Annotated in this window: 19 protein-coding genes and 2 other annotated features; all 19 genes read left to right on the top strand. The window is 32.7% G+C overall.

What is annotated here, in order from left to right; all coding sequences use genetic code 11:
• Positions 1-6 precede the first annotated feature (6 nt).
• The 19 genes from ACOX6R_RS00920 to thrS all read left to right on the top strand — a co-directional run bounded on the left by ACOX6R_RS00920 (position 7) and on the right by thrS (position 17,187).
• Entirely contained in the window at positions 7-1,287 is a 1,281-nt protein-coding gene (locus ACOX6R_RS00920; RefSeq protein ID WP_433446279.1) for an AI-2E family transporter, read from the top strand.
• A gap of 76 nt (positions 1,288-1,363) precedes the next feature.
• On the top strand, positions 1,364-3,976 hold the full coding sequence (gene alaS, locus ACOX6R_RS00915; protein WP_433446277.1) for an alanine--tRNA ligase: 2,613 nt from the start codon (positions 1,364-1,366) through the stop codon (positions 3,974-3,976).
• A gap of 49 nt (positions 3,977-4,025) precedes the next feature.
• Entirely contained in the window at positions 4,026-4,280 is a 255-nt protein-coding gene (locus ACOX6R_RS00910) for an IreB family regulatory phosphoprotein (RefSeq protein ID WP_433446275.1), read from the top strand.
• 65 nt (positions 4,281-4,345) lie between these two features.
• Entirely contained in the window at positions 4,346-4,762 is a 417-nt protein-coding gene (gene ruvX / locus ACOX6R_RS00905; RefSeq protein WP_433446273.1) for a Holliday junction resolvase RuvX, read from the top strand.
• 12 nt (positions 4,763-4,774) lie between these two features.
• The gene (locus ACOX6R_RS00900) at positions 4,775-5,020 is read left to right on the top strand and encodes a DUF1292 domain-containing protein (RefSeq protein WP_433446271.1); all 246 of its coding nucleotides are present in this window, start codon (positions 4,775-4,777) and stop codon (positions 5,018-5,020) included.
• Between the two features lies 1 nt (position 5,021).
• A complete protein-coding gene (locus tag ACOX6R_RS00895; protein ID WP_433446269.1) occupies positions 5,022-5,495 on the top strand; it encodes a Fur family transcriptional regulator in 474 nt (157 codons plus the stop codon).
• Positions 5,479-7,140, top strand: coding sequence for a ribonuclease J (locus ACOX6R_RS00890; RefSeq protein ID WP_433446267.1), 1,662 nt, complete (start codon positions 5,479-5,481; stop codon positions 7,138-7,140). The genes ACOX6R_RS00895 and ACOX6R_RS00890 overlap by 17 nt, the downstream gene beginning before the upstream one ends.
• A gap of 41 nt (positions 7,141-7,181) precedes the next feature.
• Complete coding sequence (locus ACOX6R_RS00885) at positions 7,182-7,838, top strand: O-methyltransferase (protein ID WP_433446265.1); 657 nt, start codon at positions 7,182-7,184, stop codon at positions 7,836-7,838.
• Positions 7,825-9,057 (top strand): peptidase U32 family protein, encoded by a 1,233-nt coding sequence (locus tag ACOX6R_RS00880; protein WP_433446263.1) that lies wholly within the window; start codon positions 7,825-7,827, stop codon positions 9,055-9,057. Before ACOX6R_RS00885 ends, ACOX6R_RS00880 begins: the two co-directional genes overlap by 14 nt.
• Positions 9,047-9,676, top strand: coding sequence for a uridine kinase (gene udk, locus ACOX6R_RS00875; protein WP_433446261.1), 630 nt, complete (start codon positions 9,047-9,049; stop codon positions 9,674-9,676). Before ACOX6R_RS00880 ends, udk begins: the two co-directional genes overlap by 11 nt.
• A gap of 59 nt (positions 9,677-9,735) precedes the next feature.
• Positions 9,736-9,845: a sequence feature (ribosomal protein L20 leader region), on the top strand.
• Positions 9,798-10,379 (top strand): translation initiation factor IF-3, encoded by a 582-nt coding sequence (infC, locus tag ACOX6R_RS00870; RefSeq protein WP_433446259.1) that lies wholly within the window; start codon positions 9,798-9,800, stop codon positions 10,377-10,379. (Overlaps the previous feature by 48 nt.)
• Positions 10,380-10,395: 16 nt before the next feature.
• Positions 10,396-10,587, top strand: coding sequence for a 50S ribosomal protein L35 (gene rpmI, locus ACOX6R_RS00865; protein ID WP_433446257.1), 192 nt, complete (start codon positions 10,396-10,398; stop codon positions 10,585-10,587).
• Positions 10,588-10,602: 15 nt separating this feature from the next.
• Complete coding sequence (rplT, locus tag ACOX6R_RS00860) at positions 10,603-10,953, top strand: 50S ribosomal protein L20 (protein WP_433446255.1); 351 nt, start codon at positions 10,603-10,605, stop codon at positions 10,951-10,953.
• Positions 10,954-10,999: 46 nt separating this feature from the next.
• Positions 11,000-12,346, top strand: a complete 1,347-nt coding sequence (locus ACOX6R_RS00855) for a TrkH family potassium uptake protein (RefSeq protein ID WP_433446253.1) — start codon at positions 11,000-11,002, stop codon at positions 12,344-12,346.
• Between the two features lie 3 nt (positions 12,347-12,349).
• Positions 12,350-13,000 (top strand): potassium channel family protein, encoded by a 651-nt coding sequence (locus ACOX6R_RS00850; protein WP_433446251.1) that lies wholly within the window; start codon positions 12,350-12,352, stop codon positions 12,998-13,000.
• A 39-nt stretch (positions 13,001-13,039) separates the two neighbouring features.
• Entirely contained in the window at positions 13,040-13,528 is a 489-nt protein-coding gene (locus ACOX6R_RS00845) for a DUF4342 domain-containing protein (protein ID WP_433446249.1), read from the top strand.
• Between the two features lie 38 nt (positions 13,529-13,566).
• Positions 13,567-14,313: a TrmH family RNA methyltransferase gene (locus tag ACOX6R_RS00840; protein ID WP_433446247.1), complete on the top strand. Its 747-nt coding sequence runs from the start codon at positions 13,567-13,569 to the stop codon at positions 14,311-14,313.
• Positions 14,310-14,996 carry a DUF6873 family GME fold protein gene (locus tag ACOX6R_RS00835; protein ID WP_433446245.1) on the top strand — a complete coding sequence of 229 codons (687 nt, stop codon included), beginning with the start codon at positions 14,310-14,312 and terminating at the stop codon, positions 14,994-14,996. The genes ACOX6R_RS00840 and ACOX6R_RS00835 overlap by 4 nt, the downstream gene beginning before the upstream one ends.
• Before the next feature lie 58 nt (positions 14,997-15,054).
• Positions 15,055-15,233: a binding site (T-box leader), on the top strand.
• 43 nt (positions 15,234-15,276) lie between these two features.
• On the top strand, positions 15,277-17,187 hold the full coding sequence (thrS, locus tag ACOX6R_RS00830; protein ID WP_433446243.1) for a threonine--tRNA ligase: 1,911 nt from the start codon (positions 15,277-15,279) through the stop codon (positions 17,185-17,187).
• Positions 17,188-17,368 lie beyond the last annotated feature (181 nt).

Below are 17,368 nucleotides of genomic sequence, written 5' to 3'. Positions count from 1 at the left end.
GATATGATGTTAGATAAATTTGCAGCAAATACCAATACTGCAAGATTTGTAACCTATGCAATAATTGTCCTTGCAATCTTTTTAATGTTCCTGGCGATTTATTATTTAGTAAACATTGGAAACAGATATATTGAGCCAGATAAAAGAATTAAGTTGGATCTTAGTAGAGTTGCAAAATTATTCTTTGTAATTCTTGGTATTTATTTAATAAAAATAATTTTTGCTAAATACAGAATACTTGGCTATACGCTATCGTCAGTTATTATAGCCATAATCTTTGCGTATATAATCGATCCATTAGTTAACTTTTTAGAACGGAAGGGTATTCAGAGAAAATTTGGCGTAATTATAGTTTATATTTCAGTAGTGCTTCTATTTGGAATATTAATATTTTCAGTAATACCTAAAACAATTCAAGAATTTAGCAACTTGCTTTCTAGAATTCCTTCAATCATTGATGATATGACGACTAATGCAAATAGCTTTTTAGTCAGCGTCTTCGACAAGTTAAATATAAAAATGCCAGAAGATGCCTTTAGTTTTTACGGAGGAAAGAGCAGTGTAAAAGCAGCAGGTGGCGCTGATCCTATAACGAGAATAATAAGTTCTATAAATAGTACAGTTAATGAAGTTATTGGTTCGCTTCAAAAGTCTGCAGTGGACTCTCTTAGAAATGTTGCTACAAAAATTTATTCACTGCTTTCAAATGCAGTTAGAATTGTTTTAATATTAATTTTCTCTTTCTATTTTTCAGTAGACAAAGAAAATTTCACTTTAAAATTTAAAAAATTTATTCCCAATAAACACAGAGATGACATATATTATTTAGGCTCAAGAATAAACACTTCACTTCAACAATTTATTCGCGGAAGACTTCTTCTTGCTATATTTGTTGGTGTGGCTACAATGATATATCTACTCATCTTAAGAGTTGATTTTGCAATAGTAATTGGTCTTATCACTTGTGTTGCCGATATCATTCCATATATCGGGCCATTCCTTGGATATTTGCCAGCTGCGCTATTTGCATTTATGGATTCGCCTGCCAAAGCTTTTTGGGTTACAGTTATTTTCGTATTAATTCAGTGGGCAGAAAACAATATTCTTGCTCCAAAGCTTATTGGCAACTCAACAGGATTAAATCCACTTTTAATTCTTATTTCAATAATTATTGGTGGAGGAATCTTTGGAGTTTGGGGAATGGTAATTTCTGTTCCTGTAGTTTCAATAGTAGTAATACTAATTGACTTCTTTAAAATGAAGTATGCTAGCAAGCAGGATAATTGACTTTTTTAATTGAAATAATTATAATAAATATAGCTCCTCCCATGGAATGGGAGGTTTTTTAATAACGAGGTGCGAGATGAAATTTTTAGGATTACATGAGATAAGAAGCGAATATTTAAAATTTTTTGAATCAAAGGGACATCTAATTTTGCCAAGTTTTTCCTTGGTACCAAAGGATGATGATTCACTTTTATTAATAGGTGCAGGAATGGCGCCAATGAAAAAATATTTTACAGGAGAAGCAACTCCTCCATCAAAGAGAGTTACAACATGCCAAAAATGTATCAGAACTGGAGATATAGACAATGTTGGTATAACAGATAGACACGCAACTTTTTTTGAAATGCTAGGAAACTTCTCATTTGGTGATTATTTTAAACATGAAATCATCCCATGGGCTTGGGAATTTTTGACAGTAAACTTAGAAATACCAGCAGAAGATCTTTGGGTAACAGTTTATTATGAAGACGACGAAGCTTACAATATTTGGAAAGATGTTATAGGCGTTCCTGAAGAAAAAATAATTAGACTTGGAAAAGAAGATAACTTCTGGGAACTTGAAGTTGGACCAAGTGGACCTTGCTCAGAAATTTATGTAGATAGAGGTCTAGAACACGGCAGCGAAGATGAAAGACCTGGTGGAGAAGGCGACAGATTTATAGAAGTTTGGAACCTTGTATTTACTCAGTTCGACAAAGATAAAGAGGGAACTTACCACCCACTATCTCATCCAAACATAGATACTGGTATGGGTCTTGAGAGAATTGCAACAGTTCTTCAAGAGACAGATAATATTTTTGAAATTGATGCAATTAAAGACATCATAAAGAAAATTAGCGATATTTGTGGCATTGAATATGGAAAAAATGAAGACTTTGACGTTTCATTTAGAGTTATTACAGACCACATAAGATCTATGACTTTTATGATTTCTGACTCTATAGTTCCTTCAAACGAAGGAAGAGGCTATGTTCTTAGAAGATTTATAAGACGTGCTGCAAGACATGGTAGAAAGCTTGGAATTAAAAGAGCATTCTTATCTGAAGTGGCAGATCTTGTAATTGACTCTTGGGGTAGTGAGTACACAGAACTTATAGAAAATAGAGAATTCATTAAAGATACAATTAGAAGAGAGGAAGAAAAATTCCTTGAAACTATTGAACAGGGTCTTGTAAGACTAAATGAAAAGATTGAAGAGTTGAGAAATAAAAAAGCAAAAATTCTTTCAGGAGAAGAAGCTTTTAAATTATATGACACATTTGGATTCCCAATTGACCTCACACAAGAAATCTTACACGAAAAAGAATTTAAGGTTGATATAGACGGATTTAATCACGAGATGAACTTGCAAAAAGAAAGGGCAAGAAATGCGCGTGATGATTCAAATGTTGGCTGGTCAAGTCAAAAAGATGAGAGCATCTTTGAAGGACTTGAAAGCGAATTTGTTGGTTACGAAGAAAATGAAGCTTCTGCAAAAATAATAAAAATTATTAAAGACGGCGAAGAAGTAGAAAGTGCAGGAAAAGGCGAAAAAATTATTCTAGTACTCGACAAAACTTCATTCTATGCAGAAAGTGGTGGACAAATTGGAGACACTGGAATAATAACAGGACCTGGATTTGAAATAAGAGTAGTTGATACTCAAAAGACTAAGAGTGGTCTTCACATTCACATCTGCGAAGTAGTTGATGGTGATGTTAAAAAAGAAGAAGTAGATGCAAAAATTGATGTTAAGAGAAGAAACAACATCAGAAGAAATCACTCTGTAACTCACTTGCTTCACAAATCATTAAAAGAAGTTCTAGGAAGTCATGTAAACCAAGCAGGTTCACTTGTAATGGACAAACGAATGAGATTTGACTTTACTCACTTTAAACAAGTTAGCCCAGAAGAACTTAAAGAAGTAGAAAAAATTGTAAATGAAAAAATATTTGAAGCACTTCCTGTTAACACAACTATTACAAGCCTTGATAAAGCAAAAGAAATGGGTGCAATTGGACTTTTCGAAAGCAAGTACTCTGACGAAGTAAGAGTTGTAACAATGGGAGACTTCTCTAGCGAGCTTTGTGGCGGTACTCACGTTTCAAATACTTCTGAAATATCAATGTTTAAAATATTATCAGAAGGCGGAATCAGTAGCGGTATCAGAAGAATCGAAGCAATTACAGGACCAGAAGTTTATAATTATTTAAATAATCTCGATAAAGTCCAAGATAATATTGCAGATAACTTAAAGGCAAATAGAGAAGACATCTTGGCAAAAGTTAAGAACACAATAAAAGAACTTAAAGAAGCTAATAAAGAAATTACAAGACTTGAACACTCCATGGCAAAAGATCAAGTATCAGAAATTATGGAAGATGTTAAAGAAAAAAATGGTGTAAAATACATCGTCAAAAAATTCGAAGGCGTTGATGTCAACACATTAAGAGACCTAGCTGATGAAGTTCGCGACAAAGTCGGTTCAGTTGTAGTATTATTTGCAACAGTAAACGAAGATAAACTTAATTTTGTATGTGCAGTTTCTAAAGATTTAGTCGAAAAAAATATTTTTGCAGGTAAACTTATAAAAGAAATTGCAAAAGTCGCTGGAGGCGGCGGTGGTGGTAGAAACGACATGGCTACTGCTGGCGGTAAAGATTTAAGTAAAGTTAATGATGCTCTAAATAAACTTGAAGAATTATTATAAGGTTTTATATAAATTGTTTTTTATGATATAATTCAATTGGAGGTATATTATGGATCAAGATAACAACACACAAGTTTTTGAAAAGAAATCTTTAGAACAAGAGCGTATTAAAAGTACTTTAAAAGTGGTATATAATGCTTTAGAAAAAAAGGGTTACAACCCAATTGACCAGATTATTGGATATATATTATCAGGAGATCCGACATATATTACGAGCTTTGATAATGCAAGATCCATGATACAAGAAATAGAACGTGATGAACTTCTCCAAGAAATGCTAAAAGTGTATTTAGAAAAGATATGAGATGGGCCTTCCATCTCATATTTTACATATTAAGATATGTACCTATAAGTAAGGTTGTGGTTTAGATGAATAAAATTTTAGGCCTTGATGTTGGAGATGTGTGGATAGGAGTTGCAATTTCAGATGCACTACTTCTAACGGCACAGCCTCTTTGTACAATTAAAAGAGAGTCCAATAAAATTGCTTATGATAAAATTCATGACATAATAATTGAGAATGAAATAGAACAAGTAGTAGTAGGTCTTCCAAAGAACATGAACAATACAATTGGGCCACAGAGCGAAAAAGTCATTAAGTTTGCTGAAAAGCTAAAAAATAAATTTAATGTAGAGATTATTTACGTTGACGAGAGAATGACTACGCTAATGGCAGAGCAGGTATTGATCGAGGGTTCAGTTAGAAGAGAAAACAGAAAGAAATATATTGATAAAATTGCTGCGACATATATTCTGCAGTCCTATCTAGATAATAGAAAAAACTAATAAGGTGATATAATGGAAAAGTTAAAATTTTATGACGATGAAGGAAAATTAGTAGAATTTATTTTAGATGCAAGATTCACTTTAGATGATACAGACTATGTTGCACTTTATACAGATGATGAAGAACCAGAAATCTATATCCTACGAGTAGAAGTTGATGAAAATGGCGATGAATACCTTGAAGGTATCGATGATGATGAACTTAAAGATGCTATAGAAGCTTACGAAGAGCTAACTAATGAACAACTTGGGGATTAAGATGGAAACTAGATTAGAAGAAGTTAAACAGATTCTAAAGGAAAATGGCTACAAATATACTGATCAAAGAGCGAAAGTATACGAAGTTTTTTTAAAGAATAAAGAGAGCCATCTGACTACTGAAGATGTTTATAAGCTTATACTAGAAATTGATCCGACAATGGGAATAGCAACAGTCTATAGAACTGTTCAACTTTTTACTAAACTTGGGATTTTAGATCAAATAGTTTTTGATGACAATATTGTCAGATACGAACTTAGAATTCACGAACACAAACACAGACATCATCATCTTATTTGCCTTGAATGCGGCAAGGTTTCAGAAGTCGACGTAGATGAATTAGATAAAATTGAAGCCGAAATCGAAAAAAATGAAAAATTTAAAATTGTAGACCACACTCTAAAATTTATGGGTTATTGCGAAGACTGCTACCGAAAAATTGAGGAGAAAGGGATAGATGAAAAACACAAATAAATTAAGAATAATACCACTTGGAGGAATGCACGAAATAGGAAAAAACATGACGCTTGTGGAATATCGCGACGATATAATTATAGTCGACTGTGGTATGACATTTCCAGAAGACGAAATGCTTGGCATTGATGTTGTAATACCAGATGTTACCTATTTGATAGAAAACAAGCACAAAATCCGTGGACTAGTTTTGACGCACGGACACGAAGACCACATTGGGGCAATACCATATATAATGAAAAAATTAGATTTAGATATTTATGGTACTGGACTTACAATTGGTTTATTAGAAAATAAATTAAAAGAACATAGACTTAGCAAAGATAGATTAAAAGTAGTTCAAGCAGGAGATGTAGTAAAGCTTGGAAAGATGGAAGTAGAATGGATAAGAGTAAACCACTCAATTCCAGATGCTTGCTCTCTTGCAATTAAAACTCCACTTGGTTATGTATATCACTCTGGAGACTTTAAGGTTGACTTTACACCAATTAGTGGAAAACCAATTGATCTTACAAGAATTGCAGAAATTGGAACAAAAGGTGTAATAGCAATGATTGGTGAAAGTACAAACGTACTTCGCGAAGGCTACACTATGAGTGAATCAAAGGTTGGAGAAACATTTAATAGACTTTTCCAAACTTTGCAGGACCAAAGAATAATTATCGCAACTTTTGCGTCTAATGTTCATAGAATTCAACAAATAATAAATTCAGCAGAAAAGTATGGACGAAAGGTAATTTTATCTGGAAGATCCATGGTAAATGTAACTGAAACTGCAAGAAGACTCGGTCAGTTTAAAGTTAAAAAAGATACCTTCGTCGATATAAGAGATATGGACAAGTACGAAGACAACGAAATTGTCCTTATTACAACTGGTTCACAAGGAGAACCAATGTCTGCTCTTACAAGAATTGCCTATGGCGAACACAGAAAAATTCAGCTTACACCAAATGATGCTGTTATTTTATCTGCGACTCCAATTCCTGGAAACGAAATGGCAGTAAATAAAGTTATAAATAGACTTCTAGAAAGAGGAGCAAAAGTAATTTATGAAACTCTTTCAGAAATTCACGTATCTGGTCACGCTTGTCAAGAAGAGTTAAAGCTTCTTCTAAGCCTAGTTAAACCAAAGTACTTTATACCTGCTCACGGTGAAATAAGACATCTCATGAAGCATGCTCAAATTGCCAATAAAATGGGAATAGATGAGAACAATATATTTATCATGGAAAATGGTAATGTACTTGAGATTTCACAAAAGGATGCCAAATTCGTTGGCGATGTGCCTTCAGGAAATATTCTTGTCGACGGACTTGGAGTTGGCGATGTAGGAAACATTGTACTAAGAGATAGACGTCATCTTTCTGAAGATGGTTTAATAATTGTAGTTGTAAGTATATCTCGCGATGGTAAAGTTGTATCAGGACCAGACATTATCTCAAGAGGATTTGTGTACGTCAGAGAGTCTGGAGATTTAATTGACGATGCCAAAAAAGTTGTTAAAAATATTTTAGATAACAGTTCTAAAGAAAAACTATCTGATTGGACAAGTTTAAAATCTGATATCAGAGATGATCTTAGATCTTTTATTATAAAGAATACGAAGAGAAATCCAATGATTTTACCAATTATTATGGAAGTTTAAAGTATGGGAACTAGAAATAGTTCCCTTTTTTAGAGGTCGACATGACAAATATTAATTATAATTTTATTGAAGAATATATAAGAGACAATATAATTTATACAGATGAAAAATTAATAGAGATGAGAAAGTATGCAGACGAGTTTCACGTTCCAATAGTCGAACCAGAAACTGAGGAGTTTATTAAATTTTTAATCTCTGTTTCTAAACCAAAGAGAATTTTGGAACTTGGAACAGCCATTGGTTACTCTTCAATCTCGTTTGCAAAATTTTCTAAGAGAATAGAATTAATTGATACTGTAGAAATTAGGGAAGAGATGGCAGATATTGCAAAGAAAAATATCCAAGATGAAAATCTAGAAGATATAATAAAAGTCCATCTATTAGATGCTTATGATTATTTACTAGACTGCGATAAAAAGTATGATTTAATATTTATTGATGCTGCAAAGGGACAGTATGAAAAATATTTTAATGAAGCTTTAAAAAACTTGGATAAAAATGGTATTATAATCTGTGACAATGTACTATTTAAAGGAATGGTAGCCAATCAAGAATTGGTAAAAAGAAGAAAAAAGACGATTGTAAAAAGGCTAAGGACCTTTTTAAAAGATATGAAGAGGGAAGAAGAATTTGTAACTTCAATTGTTCCAATTGGAGACGGTGTATTATTAGTGAGGGAAAAAGATGAAGAAGATTGAACTTTTAGCTCCAGCAGGAGATTTGAATAAATTAAAGACAGCAGTAGAATATGGTGCAGATGCAGTATACTTAGGTGGGGAAAGTTTTGGACTTAGAAAGGCATCCAAAAACTTTACCTTAGATGAAATAAAATGGGCTGCAGATTATTTACATGAAAGGGGCAAAACTCTTCATGTAACTTTAAATATAATTCCACACGATAAAGATATGTATGGAGTGGAAGATTATATTAAAGACCTATATGACATAGGAGTAGACGCATTAATCGTTGCAGATCCCGGTATGTTTATGAAAGTAAAATCTGTTGCGCCTGATTTTCCTATACACATATCAACTCAAGGTTCAGTTACAAATGTAGAGACTGTTAAGTTTTGGGCATCACTTGGTGCTACAAGAGTTGTAATGGCGCGTGAACTTAGTCTTGATGAAGTTCGAAATATTATCTCAGAAGTAAGTGATGAGATAGAAATAGAAACTTTTGCTCACGGCGCAATGTGCATGTCTTATTCTGGCAGATGTCTGTTGTCAAATTACATGACTGGTAGAGATGCCAACATGGGAGATTGTGCTCAACCTTGCAGATACAAATATCACTTAGTTGAGGAAAAAAGACCTGGAGAATATTTCCCTATTGAGGAGCATGAAGAGGGAACTTTCATCATGAACTCAAAAGATTTGTGTATGATCGAGCATATTGATGAGCTAATTGAAGCAGGCATTGCAAGTTTAAAAATTGAAGGAAGAGTAAAGAGTGAATACTATCTTGCAACAGTTATAAGATCATATAGAATGGCAATTGATTCGTATTACGCTGATCCAAAAAATTATAAATATGATCCATACCTTCTAGAAGAAATTAAAAAAGTAAGTCACAGAGACTTTACTACAGGATTTTTCTATGGAAATGCTGGCAAAGATTCACAAGTATATGAAACTAATTCATACATCAGAGGATATGACTTCGTAGGTATAGTTAAAGATTATGATGAAGACTCACAAATCGCAACTGTGGAGCAAAGAAACAGAATATTTGTTGGCGATGAAGTTGAAATCTTTGGACCTGGAATAAAGCATTTTAATCAAAAAATTGATAAAATGGTAGATGACAAAGATAGAGAAATAGAAGTGGCAAATCACGCCCAACAAATTTTTAAGATTAAAGTAGATAATCCTGTAAAGCCAGGATATATGTTGAGGATGAGGAATAATGAAGAGTAAGAGTTGCATAATTGGGATATGCGGTGGCAGTGGAAGTGGAAAGAGCACTGTAACAAAAGAATTAGTTGATTTGGTCGGAAGAGAGAATGTGTCAATAATAGAACAAGACTCCTATTACAAGGATCAGTCAAATTTAGAGTTTGAAGAGAGGGTTAAAACTAATTATGACCACCCTTTTGCCTTTGATAATGATCTGCTTGTAAGTCAAATCAAAGATTTAAAAGATGGCAAGGCAATAGAAAAACCAATTTATGATTTTTCAGAGCACAACAGAAAAAAGGACACAGAATTAATTGAACCGAAGGAAGTTGTAATCCTTGAAGGAATTTTAATTTTCAATGAAGAAGAACTAAGAGACTTAATGGACATTAAAGTTTTTGTGGATACTGACTCCGATGTTAGAATCATTAGAAGGATACTTAGAGATATTAAGGAGAGAGGAAGATCCCTTGATTCTGTAATAATGCAGTATATGACAACAGTAAGGCCAGCTCACCTTCAATTCGTTGAGCCATCTAAGAGATATGCAGATATAATAATTCCTGAAGGCGGAAAAAATAAAGTTGCAATAGATTTGTTATATCAAAAAATAAAATCAGAACTTGAAGAGAATTTATAATTTTAAAAATTTTTCATCATAACTTGACAAATATGTTATCGTATCATATAATAATATGCGTGTTTAAGAAGAAGTCCGCTTCTCACCTTGCAACTAGAGTTAGTAAGGTTATATTAGAATTATGATGATTTTGCGGGCATCTTTTTGGTGTCCGCTTTTTTATTTATGGAGGTGCTTAGAAATTAAAGAACTACAAATTAATGAAGAAATTCGAGAAAGGGAAGTTAGATTAGTAGACGAAGAAGGCAATCAAGTAGGAATTGTAAATACTAATCAAGCTATTGATATGGCTGCATCTAAAAAACTAGACCTAGTCAAAGTTGCTCCAAATGCAAAGCCACCAGTATGTCGTATTATGGATTATGGCAAATATAAATATGACATGGAGAAAAAAGAGAAGGAAGCTAAGAAAAAACAAAAAACTATCAATATTAAGGAACTTAGATTTACTCCAAATATTGAAGATCATGATTTACAAACAAAAGCTAAACAAGGTATTCAGTTCTTAAAAAATGGTGACAGAATAAAGGTATCAGTTAGATTTAGAGGAAGAGAAATGGGTCATACTGAACTTGGTCGAGAAGTTCTTGATAAATTTGCGGATTTAGTTTCTGAGTACGGAGTTGTGGACAAAAAACCGAAAATGGAAGGAAGAAGTATGGTAATGTTCCTTTCAGAAAAAACAGATAAAGATAAAGAGTGAGAACGAGGAGGATTTTATGGCAAAGATGAAAACTCATAGAGCTTCTGCTAAGAGATTTAAGAGAACTGGAAGCGGAAAGCTAAGAAGATTTTATGCATACAAAGGTCACTTAACAGGAAAGAAAACTTCTAAGAGAAAGAGAAAATTAAGAAAAGGCGCAATTGTGTCAAAAGCTGATCAAAATAGAATCGATCACATGATTCCATAATGGGGAGGGATATAGATGGCAAGAGTTAAAAGAGGAATGAACACAAGAAAAAAGCACAATGCTATTTTAAAGCAAGCTAAAGGCTACTTTGGAGCTAAATCAAAATTATATAGACCAGCTAACCAAGCTGTTATGAAGTCTTTAAGCTATCAATATATTGGTAGAAAACAAAGAAAAAGAGACTTTAGAAAATTATGGATTACAAGAATAAACGCAGCTGCAAGGATTAACGGAATGAGCTATTCTAAATTTATTAATGGACTAAAAAAAGCAAATGTTGATATTAACAGAAAGATGCTATCAGAAATGGCTATAAACGATCCTGAGGGTTTTGCAAAACTAGTTGAGATTGCGAAAGCACAATAATAAAAAGCTCCCTATGGGGGCTTTATTTGTTTTATAAAGGATTAAAATGGAAATTTTTGAATTATTCATAAAAAAAATTAAAAAAAATCCGCCTCTAGTTATAGTTATATCATTCTTTTTAGTAATATTATTTGGAACATTCTTATTAAGTCTTCCAATCGCATCTAATGATGGTAAAAGTGTTGGAGTTTTAAATGCACTTTTTACTGCAACATCAGCAACTTGTGTAACTGGACTTATAGTCGTAAATACTGCAGCTCACTGGACTGTTTTTGGAAAAGTTGTAATAATTGCACTTATACAAATTGGCGGTTTGGGAACGATGATATTTTTATCGTTAATCTCAATAGTCCTCAATAAAAAAATTGGACTTACTCAAAGGATGATTATAAGAGAGCAGATAAGTTTTGATACTATAACAGGAGTTGTAAAGCTTGCAACCTATATTATCAAGTTCTCCATAATCTGTGAACTAGCAGGGGCACTGTTTTTATCTTTTAGATTTATTCCTGACTTTGGATTAAAAAAAGGAATACTATTTTCTATTTTTCACTCGATCTCAGCCTTTTGTAATGCCGGCTTTGACTTAATAGGAAATTCCATAATGAATTACAGATCAAATGTGCTTATAAATCTTACTATTGCCGCTCTAATTATAATAGGAGGGCTTGGATTTACAGTATGTTTAGATGTTATTGAAAAGAAAAGATTTAAAAATTTAATGCTTCACTCTAAAGTTGCAATAAGTATTTCAATTGTCCTCACAGTTGTGGGAACTTTAGGTTTTTTGGTTCTAGAGTACGATAGTGAGGCTATGGAAGGGTTAAATCTCTTTGGCAAGACACTGGCTTCGTTTTTTATGTCAGTATCTTCCAGAACTGCGGGATTTAATTCAATAGATATTTCAAAGATTTCAGATAGTTCCGTGGTACTGACTGTACTTCTTATGTTTATAGGTGCAAGTCCTGCTTCAACTGGAGGAGGAATTAAAACTACAACATTTGGTGTCTTATTATTTTCAACTATTTCACTTCTTCGAGGAGATGAAAATACTGAAATTTTTCACAAGACAATTCCAATAGATACTTTGTTAAAATCTATATGTATATTTTTCTTGGCATCTATACTTGTAATTCTATCTTCAATGGGTCTTACTATTATTGAGGATGGCAATTTTGCATATCTAGATATTTTATATGAAACTGTCTCAGCATTTGGTACAGTTGGAGTTAGTAGAGGAATTACAGCAAGTTTAAGAGGACTTTCTAAGCTAATATTAATTTGCCTTATGTTTATTGGAAGAGTTGGACCGGCTACTCTTGCAATTGCTCTTATAAATAGGAAGTCAAAAAAACATACACAATATTCACACGGAAAAATAATAGTGGGGTAGAAAATGAGAACATTTATAGTATTTGGCTGTGGAAGATTTGGTTCCGCAGTTGCAAGAAGATTATATGAACTAGATAACGAAGTAGTCGCATGTGATATTAATCCAGAAAAGGTGGACAATATTGCACCATTTGTAACAGATGCCATTGTCTGCGATGTAGAAGATGAAAACGCGACAACAGAGCTTGGGCTTTCAAATTATGATGTGGCAGTTATAGGTATTGCAGAAAATCTTATGGCTGCTGTAATGGCAGTTCTTGCTGCAAAAGAAGCTGGAATTAAAAAAATTATTGCAAAGGCTCCTTCAACGAGAGCTGCAAAAATACTTTTAAAAGTTGGAGCAGATAGAATTGTGTATCCAGAAATGGACATTGGAAGAAGACTTGCCGATAATTTATCAAATAAAAACTTAATTGATTCCTATGAATTTTCTAATGGATATAAAATATTTGATATGGAAGTTCCAGAAAATATAATTGGCAGCACTATTTCCGATATAGATTATAAAAAACATTATGGACTTTTAGTTTTGATGGTTAATAGAGATCACGACACTCATGTAAATCCATCTGCAGACTTTCGTTTCAAAAAAGGTGACATTATCACTCTTCTAGGCACTGACGAAATGATGAATAAGCTTACAAGTAACGAATAATTTGTTGGCTAGTGGGTAAAAATAACTCGAGGTGATACTATGATTAGTATGGAAAAAATTGATTATGTTATAAATGTTACTGGAGCAAGTTATGAGATTGTGCGCAAGGCTCTACTAGATTCTGATGGCGATGTAGACGTTGCAATTGAAATGATAAAAGGAAATCAAAAAGATAGCTCTGATACTGTAGAAGCTGAAGTTATAATTGAAGATGAAGAAGACAAAAAGAAAGATTCAAAAGATTATTTCGAAGAATTTACTGCATACATGGAAGAAATTATCGATGCTGTTAAAGAAATTTGGAGAAAGGGAAATGCCAGAAGACTTCTTGTTGAAAAAGATGACGAGACAGTTCTATCTCTATCTTTGACAACTTCTGCAATAGGTATTGCTCTTGCACTTCCTGCTTCTTTACTTGGACTTTCAGCTGCTTATGTCTATGACTATTCTTTCAAGATAATTATGGAAGATGGAGAAGTTATTGATATAAAAGAGTATCTCAAAGATAAAAATAAATTTTTTAAATAATTAAAAGCCCGATTGGGCTTTTTTTAATAGGTGATGAATTGATAATAACGAGTAAAAATAACGAAATTTTTAAGTACTTAAAAAAATTAAAAAATAAAAAATATCGCGAAGAAGATAAACTTTTTATGGTTGAAAAGCCTGTAGTAATTGTTGAAGCAGAAGGATTTGTTCCAAGATATATTGCACTTTCTGAAACTGTCTACAAGGAAAATAAGTTTAAAGAAATCATAAAAAACTTTGACGAAGAAAAAATTTATATTTTTCAGGATAACTTGTTTAATCAAATAAGCGATGCAGTGACGCCACAGGGGATAATTGCATATTATGAACACTTAGATAGAGAGTTTCACGAGAAGTCTGGCAAGTATCTATACCTTGATGATGTAAGAGAACCTGGCAACTTAGGTGGCATGATTAGATCGGCAGATGCCTTTGGACTTGATGGAATAATTCTTTCACCAAATTGTTGCGACCTTTACAATCCAAAGACTGTTCGCTCATCAATGTCTTCAATATTTAGACTCCCAATTTATAAAATGGATAAGGAAAAATTAGTTGAACTTGGTTTTAATTTGATTTCAACTTCTATTGTAGAGTCAGTGAGCATTAGAGATTACGAATTTAAGGATAAAGACATTGTGATAATTGGAAATGAAGCAAAAGGCGTAAGCGATTATTTGATGGAAAATGCAAGCATGTCCATAAATATACCTATTAGCGAAAAAGTCGATTCACTAAATGCCAATGTCGCCGCATCAATTATTATTTATGAGATGACAAAATGAAATATGTTTTAATAAATAAGGACATGCCAAGTGAAAGCATAAATATTTTAAATAAATATGGAAAAATCGTAAAAACTACAGAAAATAAAAATCTTTTAGAGGGCCTAAGGGCGCATCCAGATATGTTAGTTCACGTGCTTCCCAATAAAGATATAGTTTGCGACAGGGATAACTTCAGTTATTATAAAGAAATATTTAAAGATAGAAATGTTATTCCAACGTCAAAACCTTTGGAGAAAAAATATCCAGGTGATGTAGCATTAAATTGTTTTACCTTTAAAAATTACTTTATTCATAATATAAATTATACTGATGAAAAAATTTTGAGTTATTACAAAAATAATGGGTATAATATTATCTGCGTAAGGCAAGGCTACAGTAAATGTTCAACGCTTGTTACTTGTGATTTTTTAGTTACATCTGATGATGGCATATACAGTAGTTTAAAAGACACACTTCCAATATATAAAATTAATTTTAAAAATATAAAACTTAAAAATTTTGATTATGGTTTTATTGGTGGAAGCAGTGGCAGCCTCTCTAGAGAAGTATTCTTGACAGGAGAGCTTCGAGATTATGATTCTAAGAGTGCGCTTCAAGAAATTCTAAATAAATATGATTATAAATTAAATGTACTTAGCAGTAATCCAATTGAAGATTACGGCTCAATTTTATTTATTTAAATAAAACCTAGTGTATTGCAAGTTTTTATACTTTGTGATATCATAATGATAATTTTAAAAAACGACTTTGAAGAGAAGAGTAAATTTGGTGAAATTTTTAGAGAGGAAATGGTTGCTGAAAATTTCTAATTTCATTATTTTGAAAACTAACTCGGAGTTCTGTAGCAAACTACAGCGTCAGGCGCGTTAAGTCTTTTGAGTTTAATTAAGGTGGAACCACGGTCTATCGTCCTTTGGGATGGTAGACTTTTTTTATTGTAAAATTTTTTAGGAGGAAAAAATGATTATTAGATTACCAGATGGATCAGAAAAAGAGTATGAAAAGGGAGTAAAAGTTTCTAAGGTTACTTCAGATATTTCAATGGGACTTTTGAGGGCTTCTGTTGGAGCAGTTGTAAATGGAGAAATTCTTGGAAACGAAGATGTAATTAACGAAGATTGTGACTTTAAAGTTGTTAAGTTTGAAGACAAAGAAGGAAAACAAATCTTTTGGCACACAGCTTCTCACTTAATGGCATATGCAATTCAGGAGCTATTCCCAGGTACAAAATTTGCAATTGGACCTGCAATCGAAACAGGATTTTATTACGATCTAGATTCTGAGCACAAATTCGTAGAAGAAGATTTTAAAGCAATTGAAGATAAAATGAAAGAACTTGCTAAAAAAGATTTAGCAGTTGAGAGAATTGAAATATCAAGAGACGAAGCAATAAAAATGTTTGAAGAAAAAGATCAATCATATAAAATTGAACTTATTAATGATCTTCCAGAAGATGAAAAAATTACTATTTACAAAATGGGAGACTTCGTTGATCTTTGCAAGGGACCACACCTAACTTCAACTAAATCAATTAAATCTGTAAAACTTCTTTCAATTGCTGGTGCATATTGGAGAGGCGACTCAGACAACAAAATGCTTCAAAGAATCTACGGTATTGCTTTTGAAAAACAAAAACAATTAGATGAATACATCGAAAGAAGAGAAGAAGCAGAAAAGAGAGACCACAGAAAAATTGGTAAAGAACTTGATCTTTTCACAATCCATGAAGAAGGTCCAGGATTCCCATTCTTCCATCCTAAGGGAATGATTTTAAGAAATAATTTATTAAACTGGTGGAGAGGAGTCCTAGAAGAAAATGGATATGGCGAAATTCAAACTCCAATCATCTTAAATGAAGAATTGTGGCACAGATCAGGTCACTGGGATCACTACAAAGAGAATATGTACTTCACAAAAATTGATGATGCTGATTATGCAGTAAAACCAATGAACTGCCCAGGTTCTGTACTAGTATACTCATCAGAACCACATTCATACAGAGATCTTCCTCTAAGACTTGCTGAATTTGGTCTAGTACACAGACACGAACTTTCAGGTGCACTTCACGGACTATTTAGAGTAAGAGCATTCACTCAAGACGATGCTCACGTATACTGCTTATTTAGTCAAGTTAAAGACGAAGTATTTAAGATGATTGAACTTGCAGATTATCTATATAGCACTTTCGGATTCAAATACAGCATTGAACTTTCTACTCGTCCAGACGACTACATGGGAGACTTAGAATCTTGGGAACTTGCAGAAAATTCTCTTAAAGAAGCTCTAGAAGAAAAGGGAATCCCATATGTAATTAACGAAGGTGACGGAGCTTTCTATGGTCCAAAGATTGACTTCCACCTAGAAGATGCAATTGGAAGAACTTGGCAATGTGGAACTATTCAACTTGACTTCCAAATGCCAGAAAACTTTGATTTAACTTATATCAACGAAAATGGCGAAAAAGAAAGACCAGTAATGCTTCACAGAGCACTTCTTGGATCAGTTGAAAGATTTATGGGTATCTTAATCGAACACTTTGCAGGTAAGTTCCCACTATGGCTTGCTCCTGTTCAAATTTCAATTATTCCTGTATCTGATAAATTTAACGACTTTGCTAAAGATCTTAAAGATAAATTCACAAAAGAAGGATTTAGAGTAGAACTTGACTCAAGAGCAGAAAAAGTTGGCAAGAAGATTCGTGATGCTCAACTTAAGAAAATTAATTACATGTTAGTAATTGGTGAACAAGAAGTTGAATCAGGAAAGCTTTCAGTTAGAAAGAGATCAGGAGAAGAAGTTAAGGACGTAGTATTCGAAGACTTCGTTAAAGATCTTAAAGAAGAAGTAGAAAATAAAACAATAACAGAATAAAAAAGATTTACAGATGCATCTTAAAGGGTGCATCTTTTTTACATAGAACAAGTGATGAGAAGGTATATAATTATATCTTTTAATAATTTTATGTGATAAAATAAATATAAGTAATTGTACTTTTAAATTAAAAAAATTATTTAAATTATCCCAATAAATTGCATCAAATAAATTGCATTTG

This window comes from Peptoniphilus sp., assembly GCF_050943655.1.
Lineage (GTDB): Bacteria > Bacillota > Clostridia > Tissierellales > Peptoniphilaceae > Peptoniphilus_A.
The sequence above is the reverse complement of the archived record's forward strand: the minus strand, read 5'-3'. Positions and strand labels throughout refer to the sequence as shown.